Genomic DNA, 17,368 nt, shown 5'->3' on the forward strand with positions numbered 1-17,368 from the left:
CTGTCCTCTCATGGTTGGCCTCATGATTCGTCGGTCCGTCGGGAGAGCAGCACGTAGCCCGCGAGCAGCACGCAGAGGATGAGGCTCATGAGCAGGCCGAACGCGGCGGCGCTGCCGATGTCGGCCTTGGTGACCAGCTCCGTGTACACCTGGATGGCCATGACCTGCGTGCTCCCGGCGCCCTCGGTGAGCAGGTAGACGTCGTCGAAGGTCTGGAACGACCAGATGAACCGCAGCAGCAGGAGCAACAGAGCCACCGCTCGCAGCTGCGGGAGCAGGATGAACCGCAGGGCCTGCCGGCGGTTCGCGCCGTCGAGCGCGGCGGCCTCCTCGATCTCGCCGGGCACCGACTGGAGCCGGGCCGTGAGGAACAGGAATGCGAGCGGTGCGGACTTCCAGACGTCGAACAGCACGACCACGAGCAGCGCCACCGGCACCGGGATGCCCCAGACCTCCGCGGAGGTGGTGCTGAGGAAGCCCACCGGTGTGTCCCACCCGAGGTACGCGCGGCCGAACGCGTTGACCACGCCGTACTGGGGGTTGAGCGCCGTCTTCCAGATGGTGGCCGCGGCGACCACCGGGAGCACGTACGGCACGAGCAGCAGGGCGCGTACCAGGCCGCGCCCGGCGAACGGCCGCCGCAGCGCCAGCGCGAGCGCGAGGCCCACGGCGAGCGACCCCACCGCCGTCAGACCCGCGTACAGGACGGTGGTCCACAGGGCGCCCCAGAACGCCTGCGACCTAGCGGCCTGCCGGAAGTTGTCCAGCGTCCACTCGACCGGCTCCGTCCCGAGGTACGGGATGTCGACGAGGCGGATCTCGGAGAACCCGAACACCACCACCAGCGCGAACGGCAGCAGCACCACCAGGGCGACGACCGCGAGCGACGGCGAGACGAGCAGCCACCCGGAGCGGTTCGCGCGCTGGGCAGCGGTGGACTGGCGCGCCGTCACTGGTCCTGCTGCAGGGCCGTCACCTCGGCGGCCATCTGCCCAGTCACCTCTGCCGGATCGGTGCCCCGGTACAGCGGGTCGAGCTGCTGCGCGAGCGTGCCCTGGGTGGCGACCAGCCCGGCGAGCGTGGCGTCGGGAGTGCCCTGGCCCCAGCGGGAGACGGCGGCCATGCCCTCGCCCATCGCGGTGACCAGGTCGTCGCCGTACACCTCGGCGACCGAGGACTCGACCTTGGGCCCGAACCCCAGGCCGCCCCACGCGTCGAGGAACTCCGTGGGGTTCTCGGGCGTGCCGGTACGCAGCGGGAGGCGGCCCTCGGTGGCGACGGCGAGCGTGTCGGCGTAACCCTCGCCCAGCACGTACTCGATGTACTGGCGCGCCTCGTCGGCGTTCGCCCGGGCCGGGACCGCGTAGGCGAGCGTGGCGCCGAACTGGGCCGGATGGTTCTCGTCCAGCACCGTGATGAAGCCGGACTGGTCCGCGAGGAACGCGGGGTCGTCGGCGCACTGCTCGCACGACGGCGGCACCGCCTCGTCGAGGTTCGCCAGCTCGTCGAGGATGTGCGTGGAGAAGAGCAGCATCGCGGCGTCTCCCGCCATGTAGGCGGCGCGAGCGGACTCGACGTCGTAGTCGCCGGCGACCGACGAGTCGCGCAGCTCCTTGAAGTACCCGGCGGCCTCGGCGCACTCCGGCGAGTCGATGGCGACCTCGCCGTCGGACACGAGCTCGCAGCCCGCCGACTGGAAGATCGACTCGATGCCTTCCGTGCCCGAGGCGGTGCCGGATTGGGTGCCGAGCGCGATGCCGGTGATACCGAGCTCGTCCTTGACGGTGGTCGCGGACTCGGCGAGCTCGGCCACGCTGGTCGGCACCTCGACCCCCGCCTCCTCGAGCAGGTCGGTGCGGTAGGCGATGAGGTGCACCCAGCCGTCGCTCGGGACGGCGGCGACCGTGCTGGCGCCGTCCTGCCCTGCTTCGTTCTGCACCGTGACAGCGCCCAGAGCGTTCTCGTTGAAGGTCGCCGGGTCCAGCGTGTCCATGGCCTCCTGCACGACGTCCGTGTCGAGCAGCCCCTGGGCCTGCCAGGACGTGATCTGCGAGGCGCCGGCGAGGATCACGTCCGGCACCTCGCCGGAGGCGGCACCGGTGACCAGCGCCTGGTCCTGGTCGGCGGCCGCGAGCGGCACGACCTCGACCTCGATACCGGTCTCCTCGGTGAACCTGGCCGCCACGGCCTCCTGGGCGGCGACCCGCTCCGGCGTCGACTGCGGCGTCCAGAAGGTGATGGCGTCGGCCGGCCCCTCCTGCTCGGCGCTCGGGCCGCAAGCGGCGAGCAGGGCTGCGGCGGCGGTCAGTGCGACGACGACGGCGGACGAGCGGATGCGACGATGCATGGTCCCTCCTCGGTGTTTGTGCCGGTGCGGGTGCCCCAGAGACTTCACCCGCGGAGGAGGTCAGTCAAGGCCGACGCGCGGGTACGTCCACCACCCGTGCCTCGCCGACGGTAGGGGAGAGGGCACCGGCGGAAGCGGATGCGACGTCGGCGGCCAGGGTGTCCAGCTGCTCCCTCGGCACCAGCAGCCGCAGGTGCGCGACGGCGTCGTAGGCGGGCGGCTCCATCACCGAACCGTGCGACGACGCCCAGTCGCGCAGCACGTTGTCGATCCGGCCGGCGTCGCCGTGGGGGACGGGCACCTCGACCTCGTACAGGAGCTCCCGCCGGAGCAGCGCCCCGGAGGCGGCGGCGACGTCGAGGGCGCCGGCTACCGCGCCCGAGTACGCCCGGACCAGACCGCCCGCACCCAGCTTGACGCCGCCGAAGTAGCGGGTGACCACGGCGACCAGATCCGTCATGTCGCGATGACGCAGCACCTCCAGCATGGGGACGCCCGCGGTGCCGCCGGGCTCGCCGTCGTCGGAGGAGCGGGCCGTCTGGCTCGCGCCGTCGGCGCCGGTACCGAGGACCATCGCGACGCAGTGGTGGCCCGCGTCCCACAGCTCCTTGCGGCGGCGCGCGATGACGGCGTCGGCCTCCGCGACGGTCGCGGCGGGTGCGAGGTGGGCCAGGAACCGGGACTTCTTGATGACCACCTCATGGTCGATCGGCCGGGCGATGGTGCTGGGGAGGTCCACCGCACGAGGGTACGGGGACTTCCTTCACGGAGCGCCGACACACCACGTCTTCTCCATTGATTAATAGTGTGCCAAGCGTATATTCCAACCCATGACCAGTGCCGATGCCACGTCACCACAGACAGGGAGCGGGGAGCTCGCCCGCTATCCGCGGCCGCCGGTAAGCCTCGAGGAGGCCGAGTGGGTCTGGCGGGAGCTCTCCACCGAGGCGATGCGCACGGGCGCGAAGCCCGAGGCGGTGCGGCTCGCGGTGATCACCGGCCTGGTGCGCGCGACGGGTGCCCGGTACGGGGACCTGCTGCGCGTGCGGGTCGAGGACATCGACCTGGGGCCGGCTCGGGCGAAGACCTCGGACGGCAGCGTGCTGGTGCGGCACGGCAAGCACCGCACGCCGCGGCGGCACCTGCTGCCGGCCGATCTGGTGGTGCTGCTGAAGCACTGGATGGTCGTGCGCGAGGAGCTCGCGGCGGAGCTCGAGGGTTCCGTGCCGAGGGCGCTGCTGCTCACGGTCCACCACACGCACGACAACGGGACGACCGTCGCGTCGGGCCTGCCGATCAGCAGGCAGGGGCTGGTGCTGTCGTGGCGGCGGTTCGTGCACCGGACCAACGCGCGCTACGGCGCCCTGCGCCCGCCGCTGCCCACCCGCTTCGAGCAGATCCGCCGAGCGTGGATAGAGGCATCGCGAGAGTCCTGACCCGGTCCCGTTGAGTGCGGGGTATTTGTGCGTTGACGGCTCCTGACGGCGCAAATACCCCGCACTCAACGGTCAGGTGGTGGGGATGCCTACCAGCGGGGCCTGCGGGGTCGATGAGGGGAGCGCCGTGAAGCCGTAGCGGTCGTAGAACAGGCGGGCAGCGGTGTTCTCCGCCGCGTAGCCCAGGTGCACGCCCGGCACGCCGCGCTCGGCGAGGGCGCCACGGAGCGTGTCGATGAGGCGGGAGCCCAGGCCGCGGCGCTGGAGCACCGGCAGCAGGTCGATGTGCAGGTGGGCGGGATGCGTCGTCAGCTCGCCGTGGCGCAGGCCCCGGACCATGCGCTCCGGGTCCGCGCCGTCGTGCAGCAGCTGGGCCTCGGTGTAGGAGGGGTTCCGGCCGGTGGCCGGGCCGGGTGCGGGGTGCCGGGCGACGAAGCCCGGCGTCCACTCACGGGCCCACCAGTCCACGAAGGCCTGGGTGTCGGCGACACCGATGATGTATCCGGCCGCACGGCCCTCGTGCTCGACGACCCACGCGAGGTCGGGGGAGTGCTCCACGTACGGGAGCGCGTAGACGTCGGGCATGAGCAGGTCGGACGAGTAGACGCCGCGCGCGTCGCCGCCGGCAGCGGCGGTGCGGACGCAGATGTCGGCGACGTCGGCACGGTCGGCGGCGCTGTACGGGCGGATGAATGGCTCGGTCACCCCGGCACCCTAACGTGCGGTCCCCGCGTGGTGCGGGGCCGTTCCCGGTTACGACTCCGGGATCGCCCCGGACGCCGACTCGAGGTGCGCGCGCACGAACCAGTGGAACTGCTCGAGCTCGTGCAGGTGGCCGATGAGCAGGTCGTTCGTCACGTCGTCCAGCTTGGCGGTGTCGTCGGCGGCCTTGCGGTGGTCCGTGATCACGGACTCGTAGACCTCGTCGAGCGCGGCCAGGTGCTTGGTGGTCGTCGCGCGGCCGAGCGGGTAGTCCTCCCAGTTCCGGGCCGCGACGAGCGCGCCCGGCGTCCCGACCGGGACGCTGCCCAGGGTGGCGATACGCTCGGCGATCTGGTCGACCATCGCGCGCACGGCGTCGACCTGCGGGTCGAGCATCTCGTGGACGCCGATGAAGTGCGGTCCCACGACGTTCCAGTGCACGTGCTTAAGCGTGAGGTGCAGGTCGTTCAGCGCGTGCAGCCGCTGCTGGAGGATTACCGCGACCTCGGCCCCCTGCTCAGGGGTGAGGGACGGGACGGTGTAGCGGGGCAGCTTCGGGGACATGTCGATCCTTTCTTCCGGCGATGCTTCAGGCAGTGCCGACCGCTGGCGAGACCCGCTGAGGGGGACCGCTGGTCAGCTCGGTCCATCGTCACGCGAGGGGCGGCCGGTCGCCAGCGCGAGGAGCGCGATCCCGACCAGGCCGAGCGCCGCGAGCAGGACGGCGGTGGTCGTCGTCGTCCCGGAGGCGAGCAGGGCGAGGGCGCCGAGGAGGCCGGTGGCGCCGAGGACCGTGGCGTCGCGTCGCCAGCCGGTGCGGAGGGCCGCGAGCTCGGTGTGTCCGTCGGGCGGGACGTGGGCGGCCCACCAGGTGGTGCGGGCGAGGAGGTGGGCGAGCAGCGCGACGACGAGCGCCCAGGGGTCGAAGGGCTCGGTGGTGAAGCCCCAGAAGAGCACTGCCGCGACGACGATGACGCCGCCGGCCGTGGCGGGGGTGGGGCGGACGACGAGCAGGCCGGTGGCGAGGAGGGCGATGGTTCCGGTCACTCCGAGGGGGACGTCGGGGGTGCGGCCGGCGGCGGTGAACAGCAGGAGCGGGGTGAGGACGAGGAGCGCGAGGCGGAAGACCCAGCCGCGGACGGTGGGTCCGGTCTCGACGGTGACGGCCGGCAGGGGGCGTCGTCCGGGGTCGTCGAGGCGGAGCCTGAGGTGCCGTAGCCGTTCGGTGAGGGAGCTGGGGATCATGGGGTGCGTCCGGGTACGTGGCGTCGGGCTGCGTGGGCGAGGGCTTCGAAGCGGACGGCGGCCTGGTCTCGCTGGGATCCGGCCCAGCGGACGACGGGGATGCCCTCGACGTCGAGGGCGGCGATCCGGTCCTCACGTTCGAGGCGGCCGATCTGCCAGGCGATCGCGAGGTGGCTCTCGATGACGGGGTGGACGTCGGGGAGGGTGTCGATCACGACGACGGGGTGGCCCGCGGTGCGCCAGGTGCGGACGAGGTGCAGGGGGTCGTCGTCGAGGAGCGTGGTGAAGAGGTAGACGATGGCGTCGGCCGGGAGCTGCGGCGGGCGGACGCGGTGTGCCGACGCCGGATCCTTCGGGTGGGCGAGGGCCAGTCCGTGCACGAGGCGGCGGAGGTGGCGTCGTCCGGCCGACGGCGGGAGCGGGCGGCGTCGGCGGGCGAGGTCCTCGAGGCCCACGCGGTCGCCCGCTTCGACCAGGGCGGTGGCGACGGAGGCCGCGGCGTGGCGGGCGAGGTCGAGCGACGTCGGCTCGTCGACCCGGATGATGCCGTAGCCACGCCAGGTGCGGACGTCGGGTCCTACCTCGTCGCGGGAGTCGACGACGAGCACTGCCGTCGCCTCGGCGGTGGAGTAGGTGCGGCGGACGTAGAGGGTGTCGAGCTCGGGGGAGCGGCGGGCGGTGGTGCGCCAGTCGATCCGGCGCAGCCGGTCGCCCGGGGTGAAGGGGTGGATGTCGCGCAGCTCGGTGCCGTCGCCGAGGCGGCGTGCCGAGTGCGGTCCGGTGAGGCCGCGCAGCCGTCGCGGCAGGGGCAGGCGGCCGAGCGGGGCGGCGCCGGGCAGGACGAGGCGGGTCGCGGCGCGGACCTGGGTCGGCTCCTCCTCCCAGGTGCCGTGCCGGGACCCGCGCAGGTCGACGGTGAAGGTCTGCTGGGGGCCGGTGCGGACGGACGAGAGGCCGAGCGGTACCTCGCGGGCGTGGGCCTGGTTCTGGGCCCGTTCCTGTGGCCGGGCCGCCAGCGTCAGGTGGGTGGTGCGGTGCCCGGGCGCGGTGATGCGGAGGTGGACGACGTCGGCTCCTTCTCCGGTGCCGGCGGCGAGCTGGAGGTTCGCGGAGAGCTCGCCCGGGGTCGTGGGGCCCGACGGTTCGCGGAGGTCCGCGCGCAGGGGCGTGGTGGGACGGCCGGCGTGGGCCCACGTGGCCGCGAGGAGGCCGGGTATGCCGATGAGTGCGATGTCGGCGCGGCCGGCGAGGACGCTCGTGGCGAGCAGGAGGATGCCGACGGTGACGGCGGCGGTGTACACCGAGGTGGGGCGCCAGCCGTGGGGGCCGTCGACGGGTCTGCTGTACGAGGTCCGTCCGCCGGCGACGATGATGCCGCCGACGGTCATCGGGTGGGGACCGTGGCAGGCGTGGGGACGGTGTGCAGGAGGTCCGCGACGACGGTCTCGGGCCGGGTGGCCGACGCCCACGCGGTGGGCGTGAGGGTGATGCGGTGGGCGAGGACGGGTATGGCCACGCGCTTGACGTCCTCGGGCAGCACGTAGTCGCGTCCGTCGAGGACGGCGACGGCGCGGGCGAGGAGCACGAGGTTCTGCGAGCCGCGGGGGGAGGCACCGACCTCCAGGGCCTGGTGACCGCGGGTGGCGGCGGTGAGGTCGACGCAGTAGCGGACGACGTCGGGGTCGACGGGGACCTGCTCGGTCCCGGCCTGCATGGCGCGCACTGTGGTGGGGTCGACGACGCGCCGGACGGAGGTGGCCTCCTGCCGGCGGGCGAGGCGGCGGGTGACGACCTCGGCCTCCTGGGCGCGGTCGGGGTAGCCGACGCCGAGGCGGACCATGAAGCGGTCGAGCTGAGCCTCCGGGAGGGGGTACGTGCCCTCGTACTCGACGGGGTTGGAGGTGGCCAGCACGTGGAAGGGGTTGGGCAGGGGGCGGCTGGTGCCCTCTATCGAGACCTGCCGTTCGGCCATCGCCTCGAGCAGCGCGGACTGGGTCTTGGGCGCGGTGCGGTTGATCTCGTCGGCGAGGAAGAGGCCGGTGAAGACGGGCCCGGGGCGGAACTCGAAGGTACGGGTCGCCGGGTCGAAGACCGAGGAGCCGGTGATGTCCGCGGGCAGCAGGTCGGGGGTGCACTGGAGGCGCGCGAAGTCGAGGCCGAGGGCGGCGGCCAGCGACCGGGCGGCGAGGGTCTTGCCGAGGCCCGGTACGTCCTCGAAGAGGACGTGTCCGCCGGCGAGGATCGTGGCAAGGGCCACCTGGAGGGCGTCGCGCATGCCGACGATGGCGGTGCCCACCTCGGTGAGGACCTGTTCGCCCAGTGCTGCGACGTCGGCGACGGGCAGCGGTGCGGGGCTGGTCGCCGGGCCAGTTTCAGGGCCGGTGCGGTCAAGCATGGTTCTCCTCGGTGGTGGGTGCGGCGCCGAGGCGGTCTATCGCGTCGAGCCAGGTCTGTACGGTGCGCGCCGTCGGGGGCTGTCGGGACTTGAGCTGGCGCAGGACGCGAGCGCCGAGCAGGCGTTCGGCGTCGGGTTCGGCTGCGGGGTCGGACGGGTCGATGCCGTGTGCGCGGAGGCGGTCGGCGGCGAGGGCCCGGATGCGTCGGACGACCCGGTCGGTGACGTGGCCGTCGCGGCCGAACACGGACCAGCCGAGGTCGGACACGTCGTGCCGGCCGCCGGCGCGGGCCTCGATGGGGAGGTGGGGCCATTCGGGGTCGGGGACGGTGGCGTCGGTGGCGGACCACAGGATGCCGATCGCGGTGGCTACGGCTGCCGCGGCGATGGCGTGCCAGGGGTCGACGACGCTCCAGTAGACGAGTCCAGTGGCAGCCAGGCCTGCGATGACGGTGACGGTGGTGATGCGCCGCCAGTTCCAGTTCCTCACGCTCGGCCTTGTTCGTCGCGGGTGCCGGTGCCGGGCTGGTCGGCGGGTTCGTCGGCGGGCTGGTCGACGTCGAGGCTGCGTGCGATGTCCGCGAGCGCCGTTCGGGCCTGGGTGACGGCGGTTCGGTCGATGGGGCGGTCGGTGAAGCGGGCGCGTTGGTAGAGGGTGCGCAGGCGGGCGACGGCGGCGGGTGGTGCGGGGGTGTTGGCGAGGACGGTGCCGGTGAACTCGGTGGGGGTCTGGGCGGGGTCGCGGTGGGCGCCTGCGCGGGCTGCGGCTTCTTCGAGGGCTACCCAGGCGGCGACGACGGCGTCGCGGGGGCGGGCGTGTCCGTCGAGGTGGGCGAGGGCGCGGGTGACGGCGTCCTGGAGCTCGGGCAGGTCGACGGCGTCGTCGGGGGTTGCGGTGCCGGTGCCGCCGGTGAGGTTGTCGGGTGTGGTGTCGATCTGTCCGCGGAGGATGGCGAGGAGCTTGCGGGCGGCGAAGCCCAGCAGGGCTGCGAAGAGGAGGCCGAGGAGGATTGCGGTGACCAGGACGACCCAGCGGTTGTCGCGGGTGGGTTCGTCGAGGGGCTGGGGCCGTGGGCTGGCGCTGACGTCGAGGCTCGGTGGGGGCTGCTGTTGGGGCATGGAGAGCTCCGGGGTGGGCAGGTGGGGCGGGCTGAAGCGCCAGGGGGTGGCGGTGGCTGCGCCGAGGACCACGATGGTGACCAGGAGGAAGGTGATGGTCAGGCGGGTGATGGGCTTCATGCCGTGCCGGTCGTGCTGGTGGTGAGCCGGTGGGCGTGGATGCCGGCTGCGGCTGCTGCGACGAAGGATGCGGGGTCGGCGTCGAGGTCGCGGCCCATGGTGCGTAGTCCGCCTGGTGCGGTGCGCAGGGTGTCGAGGAGGGTGGTGTCGGTGGGGACGTCGACGAGGGTGTGGCGGGTCTCGGCGAGGGCTTGTGCCTGTTCGCGGATGCGGTGGGTCAGCGGTGCGCCCCAGGCGGGCCGGTCCTCGAGGCCGGTGTCGGGTGCGGGGACGGGGACGTCGGCGGGGGCGAGGGCGACCCTGGTGTACGCGGTCAGGGAGTGGTGGGAGATGCCGAGGTGGCGGTCGCGGGGGTCTGCGCCGGACACGCGCAGGGAGGCGACGGGGCGTCCGCGGAGGGTGGCGGCGGCGTTGACCGCTTCGCCGGCGGCGACGCCGGAGTAGCCCCAGCGGGTTCCGGTCCCGAGGTTGCCCGGTCCCTGGGCGACGACGGCGATGTCGCACCCGGCGACGTGCCGGGCCGCGAGCAGGCCGGTGTGTACGGTCACTGCTTCGAGGTCGCCGCCGAAGGCCTGGCCGACGGTGACGCAGGTGGTGAGCCAGTCGGCGTCGCGCAGGGCGGCTACCGTGCGGGAGAACGCGGCGGGCAGTGCACCGCCGTCGGTCATGATGTAGGCGATCCGCAGCTCGTCGGTGGATCGGCTGGTGGTCGCGTGGGCGTGCCGGAGCCCGGCGACGACGGCGGGGAGCGCGGAGTGCAGGTCCGCGACGATGACGGGCATGCCGTCGAGGCTGTCGGCGTCGGCCAGGGTCGCGTGGTGGGGCGACTCCTGTTCGTCGACGCCGAGCACCATGGTCTGCAGGGGCGTGTACCGGGCCTTGACGAGGTGTCCTGGGCCCGGTTCCGGGTCGGGTGGCAGGGGGGTACCGGCCGAGGCCGGGCCCACTACCAGTGCGTACCCGCCGGTGCCGAGCCCGCGGGCGAGCGCGGAGACGTTCAGGAGCAGGGCGTCGCCCGGTCCGGGGTCGCCGACGAGGTCGGTGTACGCCAGCGCGCGCACGGTCGCCGGCTCTGTCTCCGCCTCTGTCACCTGCCCGGCGGCGTCGCGCCCCGGCAGGGGGCGGTCGAGCGTCACCTCGAGCTCGCGTGCGCCCCGCCACGACCTGCCTGTGGAAATCACGGTCCCGATCCGCCACGTCATCACAGGGTGGAGGCTACCGAACGCTACCGTTGTCCTGATGTCCATCGATCCGCCTCCCAGCGCGCAGCCCGCGCCGTCACCCGCCCCGCCGTCCGCTCAGCCGGTCGGCCAGCCGCCCGGCCTGAACCCTGCCGAGCGGCTCCTGAACCTTGTCATCGCGCTCGTGAACACGAACGCGGCGATGACCAAGCAACAGGTCCGTACCGCGGTGGCCGGGTACGCCGACGCGCCCAGCGACGAGGCGTTCGAGCGGATGTTCGAGCGGGACAAGGACATGCTCCGTGCTCTCGGTATCCCCGTCGTGACGGTCGGGACCGGTGGGCACACCGACGAGCTCGGGTACCGGATCGATCACGACGCCTACGCGCTGCCGCCGATCGACCTCACCCCGGCCGAGCTCGGCGTGCTGTCGCTGGCCGCCCAGTTCTGGCAGGACAAGACCCTGCAGACGGACATCAACCGGGCGATGGTCAAGCTGCGGGCCGCCGGGGCGGGCGACCCCTCCGTGGATGCCCTGGCCGGCCTCGCGCCGTCCGTGCGCGCCGTGGGCGACGCCTACGGCCCCCTCATGGAGGCGATAGAGGCCCGCCGCGCGGTCACGTTCAGCTACCGGGCCGCGTACAACGGCGCGGTGCTGACCAGGCATGTCGAGCCGTGGCGCATCGCGGCCCGCGACGGCGGGTGGTACCTCATGTGCTTCGACCGCGACCGGCAGGCGCCCCGCGTGTTCCGCATGTCCCGCATCGAGTCCCGCGTACGCATCACGGGCCCGGCCGGCGCCTACGAGATTCCCGACTTCGAGACCGACGTCATGCTCGGCAAGGCGCAGCACGGCGAGGTCCGGGCGGCGGTCGTCGCCGTCCGCCCCGAACGCGCCGGAGCGCTGCGTGCCCGCGCCAAACCAGTACCCGAGGGCGAACGCGAGGCCTACAGCGAGCGCCTGCCCGGACCCGTCGGGGCGTCGGCCGGTGACCGTGCGGGCGATCACGCCGGGTGGGACGTCCTCGAGGTGCCCTACCGGTCCTTGTCCGGCATGGCGTCCGAGGCTGCGGGATACGGGGCGGCGCTGGTGGTGCTCGAACCCGAGCCGGTACGGAACGAGACGCTGCGCAGGCTCACCGCGGCGGCAGCACTGGGCACTGGCACTGGCTCTGTTGCCAGCGCGGGAGCACAGGGGGCGTCTCGTGGCTGAGCGCGCGGACGACAGGCTGCTGCGCCTGCTGGGCATCGTCGCGTACCTCGACGGTGCCGGGCCGGTGTCCGTCGCAGACCTGGCCAGGCGGTTCGGGACCACGCCCGCGCAGATCCAGAAGGACGTCGACGCCCTCTGGGTCTCCGGTACCCCCGGGTACTGGCCCGACGACCTCATCGACTTCGACGCCGCGTCCATCGACCGCGGCGTCGTGCACCTGACCGAGGCGCGGGGCATGACCAGGCCGCTGCGCCTCGGCACCCGGGAGGCCGTGGCCCTGGTCGCCGCGCTGCGCGCCATGAAGGCCACCGGGGCGGTCCAGGCCGACCCGGCCCGGTCCGCCGTCGTCGAGTCGGCGCTGCGCAAGCTCACCGACGCCACCGGCGAGGCCGCGAACGCCGTCGACGTCCGCCTCGCCCCTGGCGGGGACCGGCAGGTCGTGTCCGCGATCACGTCCGCGCTGACCGCCCGCCACCGCCTGCGGATCCGGTACGTGACCTCCGCCGACGTGGTCAGCGAACGGGACGTGGACCCCGTGCGGCTGCACACGCAGGACGAGTACGCCTACCTCGCCGCCTGGTGCTACCGCGCCGCCGCACCCCGCACCTTCCGGGTCGACCGCATCCTGGAGGCCACCGAGACCGACGTCCCCGTGCAGGACCACCCGGGTGTGGGGGCCGAGATCGACTTCGCCGCCCTGTTCGCCGGCGGGTCCGCACCGCTCGCGACCATCCGGTTCGCACCGCGGGCACGATGGTTCGCCGAGGAGGTCCCCGTCGAGTCGGTACGCAACCTGCCCGACGGCGACTTCGAGGTCACCCTGCGTGTCACCAACCCGGGCTGGCTGCGCAGCACCCTGATCCAGCTCGCCCCGTACGTGCGGTCCGTCTCACCAAGATCCCTGGCCGACGACGTCGCGGGAACCGCCGCCGAGGCGCTGGCCCTCTACGAAACCGCGCCCGCCCCTGCGCCGGGAACTGGGCCCGAAGCAGGTCCGCCGACCCGAGACGCAGCCACATCCGCAAAATCGCACTAGGCTTGGCGACCATGTGGTTCTGGGTATGGACCCTGCTGATCGTAGGCAGCCTCGTCGGAGCGTTCTTTCTCGCCCGTTCTCTCTGGCGGTCGGCAAAGGGTCTGATGGAAGAGCTGGGACGAGCGTCGCGTCGCATCGGCGAGTCGAGCGACCGGTTGCAGGAGCTGTCCGACCGGGCACGGGAGGCCGCGACGACGCGGCACGCAGGCCCGAGCCTGTTCGACGACGTGACGATCCACTACCAGCGTGTCAACGCGCAGCGCACCGCCCGTGCCGGGCGCAAGGACGCGCGCCGGGCGCGGCACGTCGTGACGTGGCAGAAGTGGAAGCACTTCAACGAGTGAACCGGCGTCCTGGCGCGCGTTCACGGGCGCGGCCACCTGCAGTCCACCGGAGGGCTACCTTTGTGCCCCCTACGTCCGCGTAGGATCGGTCATATCCGCACCGCACCGCGTATCGGTACCGCACCGTAAGGAGTCACCATGGGCGCAATGCAGCCGTGGCACTGGATCGTCCTGCTCGTCGTCGTCCTTCTGCTCTTCGGGTCCTCCCGCCTGCCGGGCCTGGCCAAGAGCGTCGGCCAGTCGATGAAGATCTTCAAGAAGGAGGTCAAGGACCTGCGCGAGGACGGTTCCGGAAACGCGGACAGCAACGTCGCTGACGCTCCGGGCGGGACGACCACGTCGAGCCCGAGCTCGACGGCGGGACCCGGCGCGAGCTCGAGCACCGACCAGGTACCGGGCTTGATCTCCAACAGGGACCGAGACATCCCCAAGGCCTGATCGGTGGCACGCACTCGGCGGCCGTCCGACGGCCGCATGCCTCTGCTCGCGCACCTGCTCGAGCTGCGCAAGAGATTCGTCCTGATAGCAGTCGGCCTCGTGGTCGGCGCCGTCGCCGGATGGTTGCTCTACGACCCGTTGCTGGTCCTGCTCCAGCGTCCCCTCGTGGTGGCGGAGGAGATGCGGGGCAACGAGATGACCCTGAACTTCGCCGGTCCGATGGCGGCACTGGACCTGAAGATCAAGTCGTCCCTGTTCCTCGCCGTGTTCCTCACCTGCCCCTGGTGGCTCTACCAGGTGTGGGCGTTCATCACCCCGGGCCTGAACAAGAACGAGAAGAAGTACGCGTACGGGTTCGTCGGTGCCGCGTTCCCGCTGTTCCTCGGCGGCGCGTACATGGCATGGCTCGTGTTCCCGCACGCGATCGAGATCCTGTCCGGGTTCCTTCCGGACGACGCGACCGCGTTCACCAACGCCCAGGAGTACCTGTCGCTCGTGATGCGGCTGCTCATCGCGTTCGGGCTCGCGTTCCTGTCCCCGGTGCTGCTCGTGGGCCTGAACTTCGCGGGCCTCCTGACCGGCAAGGCACTGCTGGCCGGCTGGCGGTGGGCGATCCTCGTCGCGTTCACGTTCGCCGCGATCATCACGCCGACACCTGACGCCATGACGATGATCCTCGTCGCACTGCCGATCTGCGTGCTCTACTTCGCCGCCGTCGGCGTCGCACAGCTGCACGACAGGCGCGTCGAGAAGCGGCTCGCGGCCGCCGAGCTCTGACCGCACAGCCCCGGTGCGCCTGTCGCGCCCGGGGCTGTCGGTGAGTGACCGTAGGCTGTGCCCATGAGCGAGCTGAGCCCCGCCGAGCGGTACACGGCCTTCCGGACCCAGAGCCGTTCAGCGGCCGAGCACCCCGAGCTGACCCGCTTCCGGGAGGTCATCGGCTTCGAGCTCGACGACTTCCAGGTGCAGGCCTGCGAGGCCCTCGAACAAGGCCGCGCCGTGCTCGTGGCAGCCCCCACCGGAGCCGGCAAGACGGTCGTCGGCGAGTTCGCCGTCCACCTGGCGCTGGCCTCGGACCGCAAGGCGTTCTACACCACGCCCATCAAGGCCCTGTCCAACCAGAAGTACGCCGACCTCGTGCGCCGCCACGGCATCGACAACGTCGGCCTGCTCACCGGCGACACCACGATCAACGGCGACGCACCGGTCGTGGTCATGACCACCGAGGTCCTCCGCAACATGCTCTACGCGGGCTCCCCGACCCTGGACGGGCTGGCGTACGTCGTCATGGACGAGGTGCACTATCTCGCCGACCGCTTCCGCGGCCCCGTCTGGGAAGAGGTCATCATCCACCTCTCCGACGACGTGCAGCTCGTCTCCCTGAGCGCGACCGTGTCCAACGCCGAGGAGTTCGGCGACTGGCTCGAGATGGTGCGCGGCGACACCGCCGTCGTCGTCTCCGAACGCCGGCCCGTGCCCCTGTGGCAGCACGTCCTCATGTCCTCCCCGGAACCACGCGGCAAGCCGCGCCTCCTGGACCTGTACGACGGACACGTCGACCCGACCGACCCCGGCACCAACCCGCCCATCAACCCCGACCTGTCCGCCGCGTTCCGGTCCGGGCGCGGCGGCAACCGCCCCGGCGACTACCGGGGCGGCCCGGGCGGACGACGCGGCCGCGGCGCAGGTCGTGGACGCGGCGGGTACCGCGGCGGCGACGCACGCCGCAGCGACGACAGCTCAGGGGGCATCGGCCCCAGCCGGCGCACCCCGCCGCGGTTCATCGTCATCGACGCGCTCAACGCCGACGCCCTGCTGCCCGCCATCTACTTCGTGTTCTCCCGCGCGGGCTGCGAGGCCGCCGTCGACCAGTGCCTCAAGGCCGGGCTACGGCTGACCACCCCGCAGGAGGAGGCGACCATCCGGTCCGTCGTGGAGGAGCGCACCGCCGCCCTCCCGCCCGAAGACCTGGACGTGCTCGGCTACTGGGCCTGGTCGCAGGCCCTGGCCCGCGGCGTCGCAGCCCACCACGCCGGCATGCTCCCCGTGTTCAAGGAGACCGTCGAGGAGCTGTTCTCGCGCGGCCTCGTCAAGGTCGTGTTCGCCACCGAGACCCTCGCGCTGGGTATCAACATGCCCGCCCGGTCCGTCGTCCTGGACAAGCTCGTCAAGTGGGACGGCACCAGCCACGTCCCGGTCACGCCGGGCGAGTACACACAGCTCACCGGCCGCGCCGGCCGCCGCGGCATCGACGTCGAGGGGCACGCCGTCGTCGTCGACCACCCCGCCCTGGACCCCGTGGCGCTGGCCGGCCTCGCGTCCAAGCGCCTCTACCCGCTCAAGTCCAGCTTCCGGCCCACGTACAACATGGCCGTCAACCTCGTCGCCCAGGTCGGCCGCGACCGCGCCCGGGAGGTCCTGGAGACCTCCTTCGCGCAGTTCCAGGCCGACCGCGGCGTCGTCGGCCTCGCCAAGCAGGCCCAGGCGCACGCCGAGGCCCTCGACGGGTACGCCAAGGCCATGTCCTGCGACGTGGGCGACTTCGGCGCGTACATGGACCTGCGCCGCGCCATCAAGGACCGCGAGAAGGAGCTCTCGCGCGCCGCGTCCGGCGCCGAACGCGCACAGATCGTGGCCTCCCTGGAGGCGCTGCGCCGCGGCGACGTCGTCGAGGTCCCCACCGGACGACGACGCGGGTACGTCCTCGTCCTCGACCCGGGCGAACCCGGCGGGTTCGACGGGCCGCGCCCCACGGTGCTCACCCAGGAACGCCAGGTCAAGAAGCTGACCCTCGCCGACGCGCCCGCCGGCCTGGAGACCGTCACGACCGTCAAGATCCCCAAGGCGTTCAACCCCCGCAAGCCCGACGCCCGCCGCGACCTCGTCTCCTCCATGCGCAACGCACTGGGCGCCCTCGCCGACGACGTCCCCTCCGCCCACTCGACCAGCACCCCGCCCGGCGCACGCGCGCGCAGGTCCCCGGTCGGACGGCGGTCGGACGCCGCGACCGACGCCGAGCTCGCCCGGCTGCGCAAGGCCCTCAAGGCGCACCCGTGCCACGCCTGCCCCGAACGTGACGACCACGCGCGGTGGGCGGAACGCTGGAACAAGCTCAAGCGGGAGCACGACCAGCTCGTGCGCCGCGTCGAGGGCCGCACCGGGTCCATCGCCCGCACGTTCGACCGCACCCTCGACGTGCTGCTGACCCTCGGCTACCTGCAGCGCACCGACGCCGGCACGAAGTCGGACACCGGCCTGCGGGAGTCCGGCAGGATCCGCGTCACCGACGACGGCCGCTGGCTGCGCCGCCTCTACGCGGAGAACGACCTGCTCCTGGCCGAGTGCCTGCGCCGAGGGGTGTGGGACGGCCTCGACGCCGCGGGCCTGGCCGCCGTCGTCTCCACGGTCGTCTACCAGTCACGGCGCGACGACGCCCCCGACCCGTACATCCCCGGCGGGCCCACCGGGCGCCTGGCCGCCGTGCTGGACGAGACCCAGCGGGTCTGGTCCGAGGTCGACGACCTCGAGGAGGCGCACGGCATCGAGGCCACCGGCCCGCTCGACCTCGGGCTGGTCGGTGCGATGCACCGGTGGGCGTCCGGCAAGACGCTGGACAGCGTCCTGCGCGGCTCCGACCTCGCCGCCGGCGACTTCGTACGCTGGTGCAAGCAGGTCATCGACGTGCTCGACCAGCTCGGCGGCGCGGCGCCGTCCGACAAGCTGCGCACCACCGCACGCAAGGCGCAGGACGCGGTGCTGCGCGGCGTGGTGGCGTACTCGAGCCTCTGACCA

General features: G+C 72.7%; 18 protein-coding genes. 7 read left to right on the forward strand and 11 right to left on the reverse strand.

The features are described 5' to 3' along the window. Positions 1-20: 20 nt before the first annotated feature. The 3 genes from ACFO6V_RS00540 to ACFO6V_RS00550 form a co-directional block, all read right to left on the reverse strand. Entirely contained in the window at positions 21-953 is a 933-nt protein-coding gene (locus tag ACFO6V_RS00540; RefSeq protein ID WP_377131064.1) for a carbohydrate ABC transporter permease, read from the reverse strand. Continuing rightward, positions 950-2,347 (reverse strand): ABC transporter substrate-binding protein, encoded by a 1,398-nt coding sequence (locus ACFO6V_RS00545; protein WP_377131066.1) that lies wholly within the window; start codon positions 2,345-2,347, stop codon positions 950-952. Before ACFO6V_RS00545 ends, ACFO6V_RS00540 begins: the two co-directional genes overlap by 4 nt. 64 nt (positions 2,348-2,411) lie before the next feature. Further along, positions 2,412-3,086 carry an IMPACT family protein gene (locus tag ACFO6V_RS00550; RefSeq protein ID WP_377131068.1) on the reverse strand — a complete coding sequence of 225 codons (675 nt, stop codon included), beginning with the start codon at positions 3,084-3,086 and terminating at the stop codon, positions 2,412-2,414. Positions 3,087-3,177: 91 nt separating this feature from the next. Here ACFO6V_RS00550 and ACFO6V_RS00555 point away from each other — a divergent pair, with 91 nt between their 5' ends. Beyond that, positions 3,178-3,783 (forward strand): tyrosine-type recombinase/integrase, encoded by a 606-nt coding sequence (locus tag ACFO6V_RS00555; RefSeq protein ID WP_377131070.1) that lies wholly within the window; start codon positions 3,178-3,180, stop codon positions 3,781-3,783. A 72-nt stretch (positions 3,784-3,855) separates the two neighbouring features. Here the strand turns inward: ACFO6V_RS00555 and ACFO6V_RS00560 are convergent, their stop codons facing one another. The 8 genes from ACFO6V_RS00560 to ACFO6V_RS00595 form a co-directional block, all read right to left on the reverse strand. Then, on the reverse strand, positions 3,856-4,488 hold the full coding sequence (locus tag ACFO6V_RS00560; protein ID WP_377131072.1) for a GNAT family N-acetyltransferase: 633 nt from the start codon (positions 4,486-4,488) through the stop codon (positions 3,856-3,858). A 48-nt stretch (positions 4,489-4,536) separates the two neighbouring features. After that, positions 4,537-5,049: a Dps family protein gene (locus ACFO6V_RS00565; protein WP_377131075.1), complete on the reverse strand. Its 513-nt coding sequence runs from the start codon at positions 5,047-5,049 to the stop codon at positions 4,537-4,539. Positions 5,050-5,121: 72 nt separating this feature from the next. Further along, positions 5,122-5,730 (reverse strand): hypothetical protein, encoded by a 609-nt coding sequence (locus ACFO6V_RS00570; protein WP_377131077.1) that lies wholly within the window; start codon positions 5,728-5,730, stop codon positions 5,122-5,124. Beyond that, positions 5,727-7,118, reverse strand: a complete 1,392-nt coding sequence (locus tag ACFO6V_RS00575) for a DUF58 domain-containing protein (RefSeq protein ID WP_377131079.1) — start codon at positions 7,116-7,118, stop codon at positions 5,727-5,729. The genes ACFO6V_RS00570 and ACFO6V_RS00575 overlap by 4 nt, the downstream gene beginning before the upstream one ends. Further along, positions 7,115-8,125, reverse strand: coding sequence for an AAA family ATPase (locus ACFO6V_RS00580; RefSeq protein ID WP_377131081.1), 1,011 nt, complete (start codon positions 8,123-8,125; stop codon positions 7,115-7,117). The genes ACFO6V_RS00575 and ACFO6V_RS00580 overlap by 4 nt, the downstream gene beginning before the upstream one ends. Continuing rightward, a complete protein-coding gene (locus ACFO6V_RS00585) occupies positions 8,118-8,615 on the reverse strand; it encodes a hypothetical protein (protein WP_377131083.1) in 498 nt (165 codons plus the stop codon). Before ACFO6V_RS00585 ends, ACFO6V_RS00580 begins: the two co-directional genes overlap by 8 nt. Further along, entirely contained in the window at positions 8,612-9,364 is a 753-nt protein-coding gene (locus ACFO6V_RS00590) for a DUF4129 domain-containing protein (protein ID WP_377131085.1), read from the reverse strand. Before ACFO6V_RS00590 ends, ACFO6V_RS00585 begins: the two co-directional genes overlap by 4 nt. Continuing rightward, positions 9,361-10,569 carry a DUF3866 family protein gene (locus ACFO6V_RS00595; RefSeq protein ID WP_377131087.1) on the reverse strand — a complete coding sequence of 403 codons (1,209 nt, stop codon included), beginning with the start codon at positions 10,567-10,569 and terminating at the stop codon, positions 9,361-9,363. Before ACFO6V_RS00595 ends, ACFO6V_RS00590 begins: the two co-directional genes overlap by 4 nt. A gap of 34 nt (positions 10,570-10,603) precedes the next feature. Between ACFO6V_RS00595 and ACFO6V_RS00600 the strand changes: the two genes are divergently transcribed. From ACFO6V_RS00600 to ACFO6V_RS00625, 6 genes are all read left to right on the forward strand, one after another. Beyond that, positions 10,604-11,758 (forward strand): helix-turn-helix transcriptional regulator, encoded by a 1,155-nt coding sequence (locus ACFO6V_RS00600; RefSeq protein WP_377131089.1) that lies wholly within the window; start codon positions 10,604-10,606, stop codon positions 11,756-11,758. Then, a complete protein-coding gene (locus ACFO6V_RS00605) occupies positions 11,751-12,794 on the forward strand; it encodes a helix-turn-helix transcriptional regulator (protein WP_377131091.1) in 1,044 nt (347 codons plus the stop codon). Before ACFO6V_RS00600 ends, ACFO6V_RS00605 begins: the two co-directional genes overlap by 8 nt. 11 nt (positions 12,795-12,805) lie before the next feature. After that, a complete protein-coding gene (locus tag ACFO6V_RS00610) occupies positions 12,806-13,138 on the forward strand; it encodes a hypothetical protein (protein WP_377131093.1) in 333 nt (110 codons plus the stop codon). A gap of 138 nt (positions 13,139-13,276) precedes the next feature. Then, complete coding sequence (gene tatA, locus ACFO6V_RS00615; RefSeq protein WP_377131095.1) at positions 13,277-13,576, forward strand: Sec-independent protein translocase subunit TatA; 300 nt, start codon at positions 13,277-13,279, stop codon at positions 13,574-13,576. A 3-nt stretch (positions 13,577-13,579) separates the two neighbouring features. Further along, the gene (gene tatC, locus ACFO6V_RS00620; protein ID WP_377131097.1) at positions 13,580-14,353 is read left to right on the forward strand and encodes a twin-arginine translocase subunit TatC; all 774 of its coding nucleotides are present in this window, start codon (positions 13,580-13,582) and stop codon (positions 14,351-14,353) included. A gap of 63 nt (positions 14,354-14,416) precedes the next feature. Further along, complete coding sequence (locus ACFO6V_RS00625) at positions 14,417-17,365, forward strand: DEAD/DEAH box helicase (RefSeq protein ID WP_377131099.1); 2,949 nt, start codon at positions 14,417-14,419, stop codon at positions 17,363-17,365. Positions 17,366-17,368: the final 3 nt, after the last annotated feature.

The organism is Promicromonospora alba (assembly GCF_042654905.1).
GTDB lineage: Bacteria > Actinomycetota > Actinomycetes > Actinomycetales > Cellulomonadaceae > Promicromonospora > Promicromonospora alba.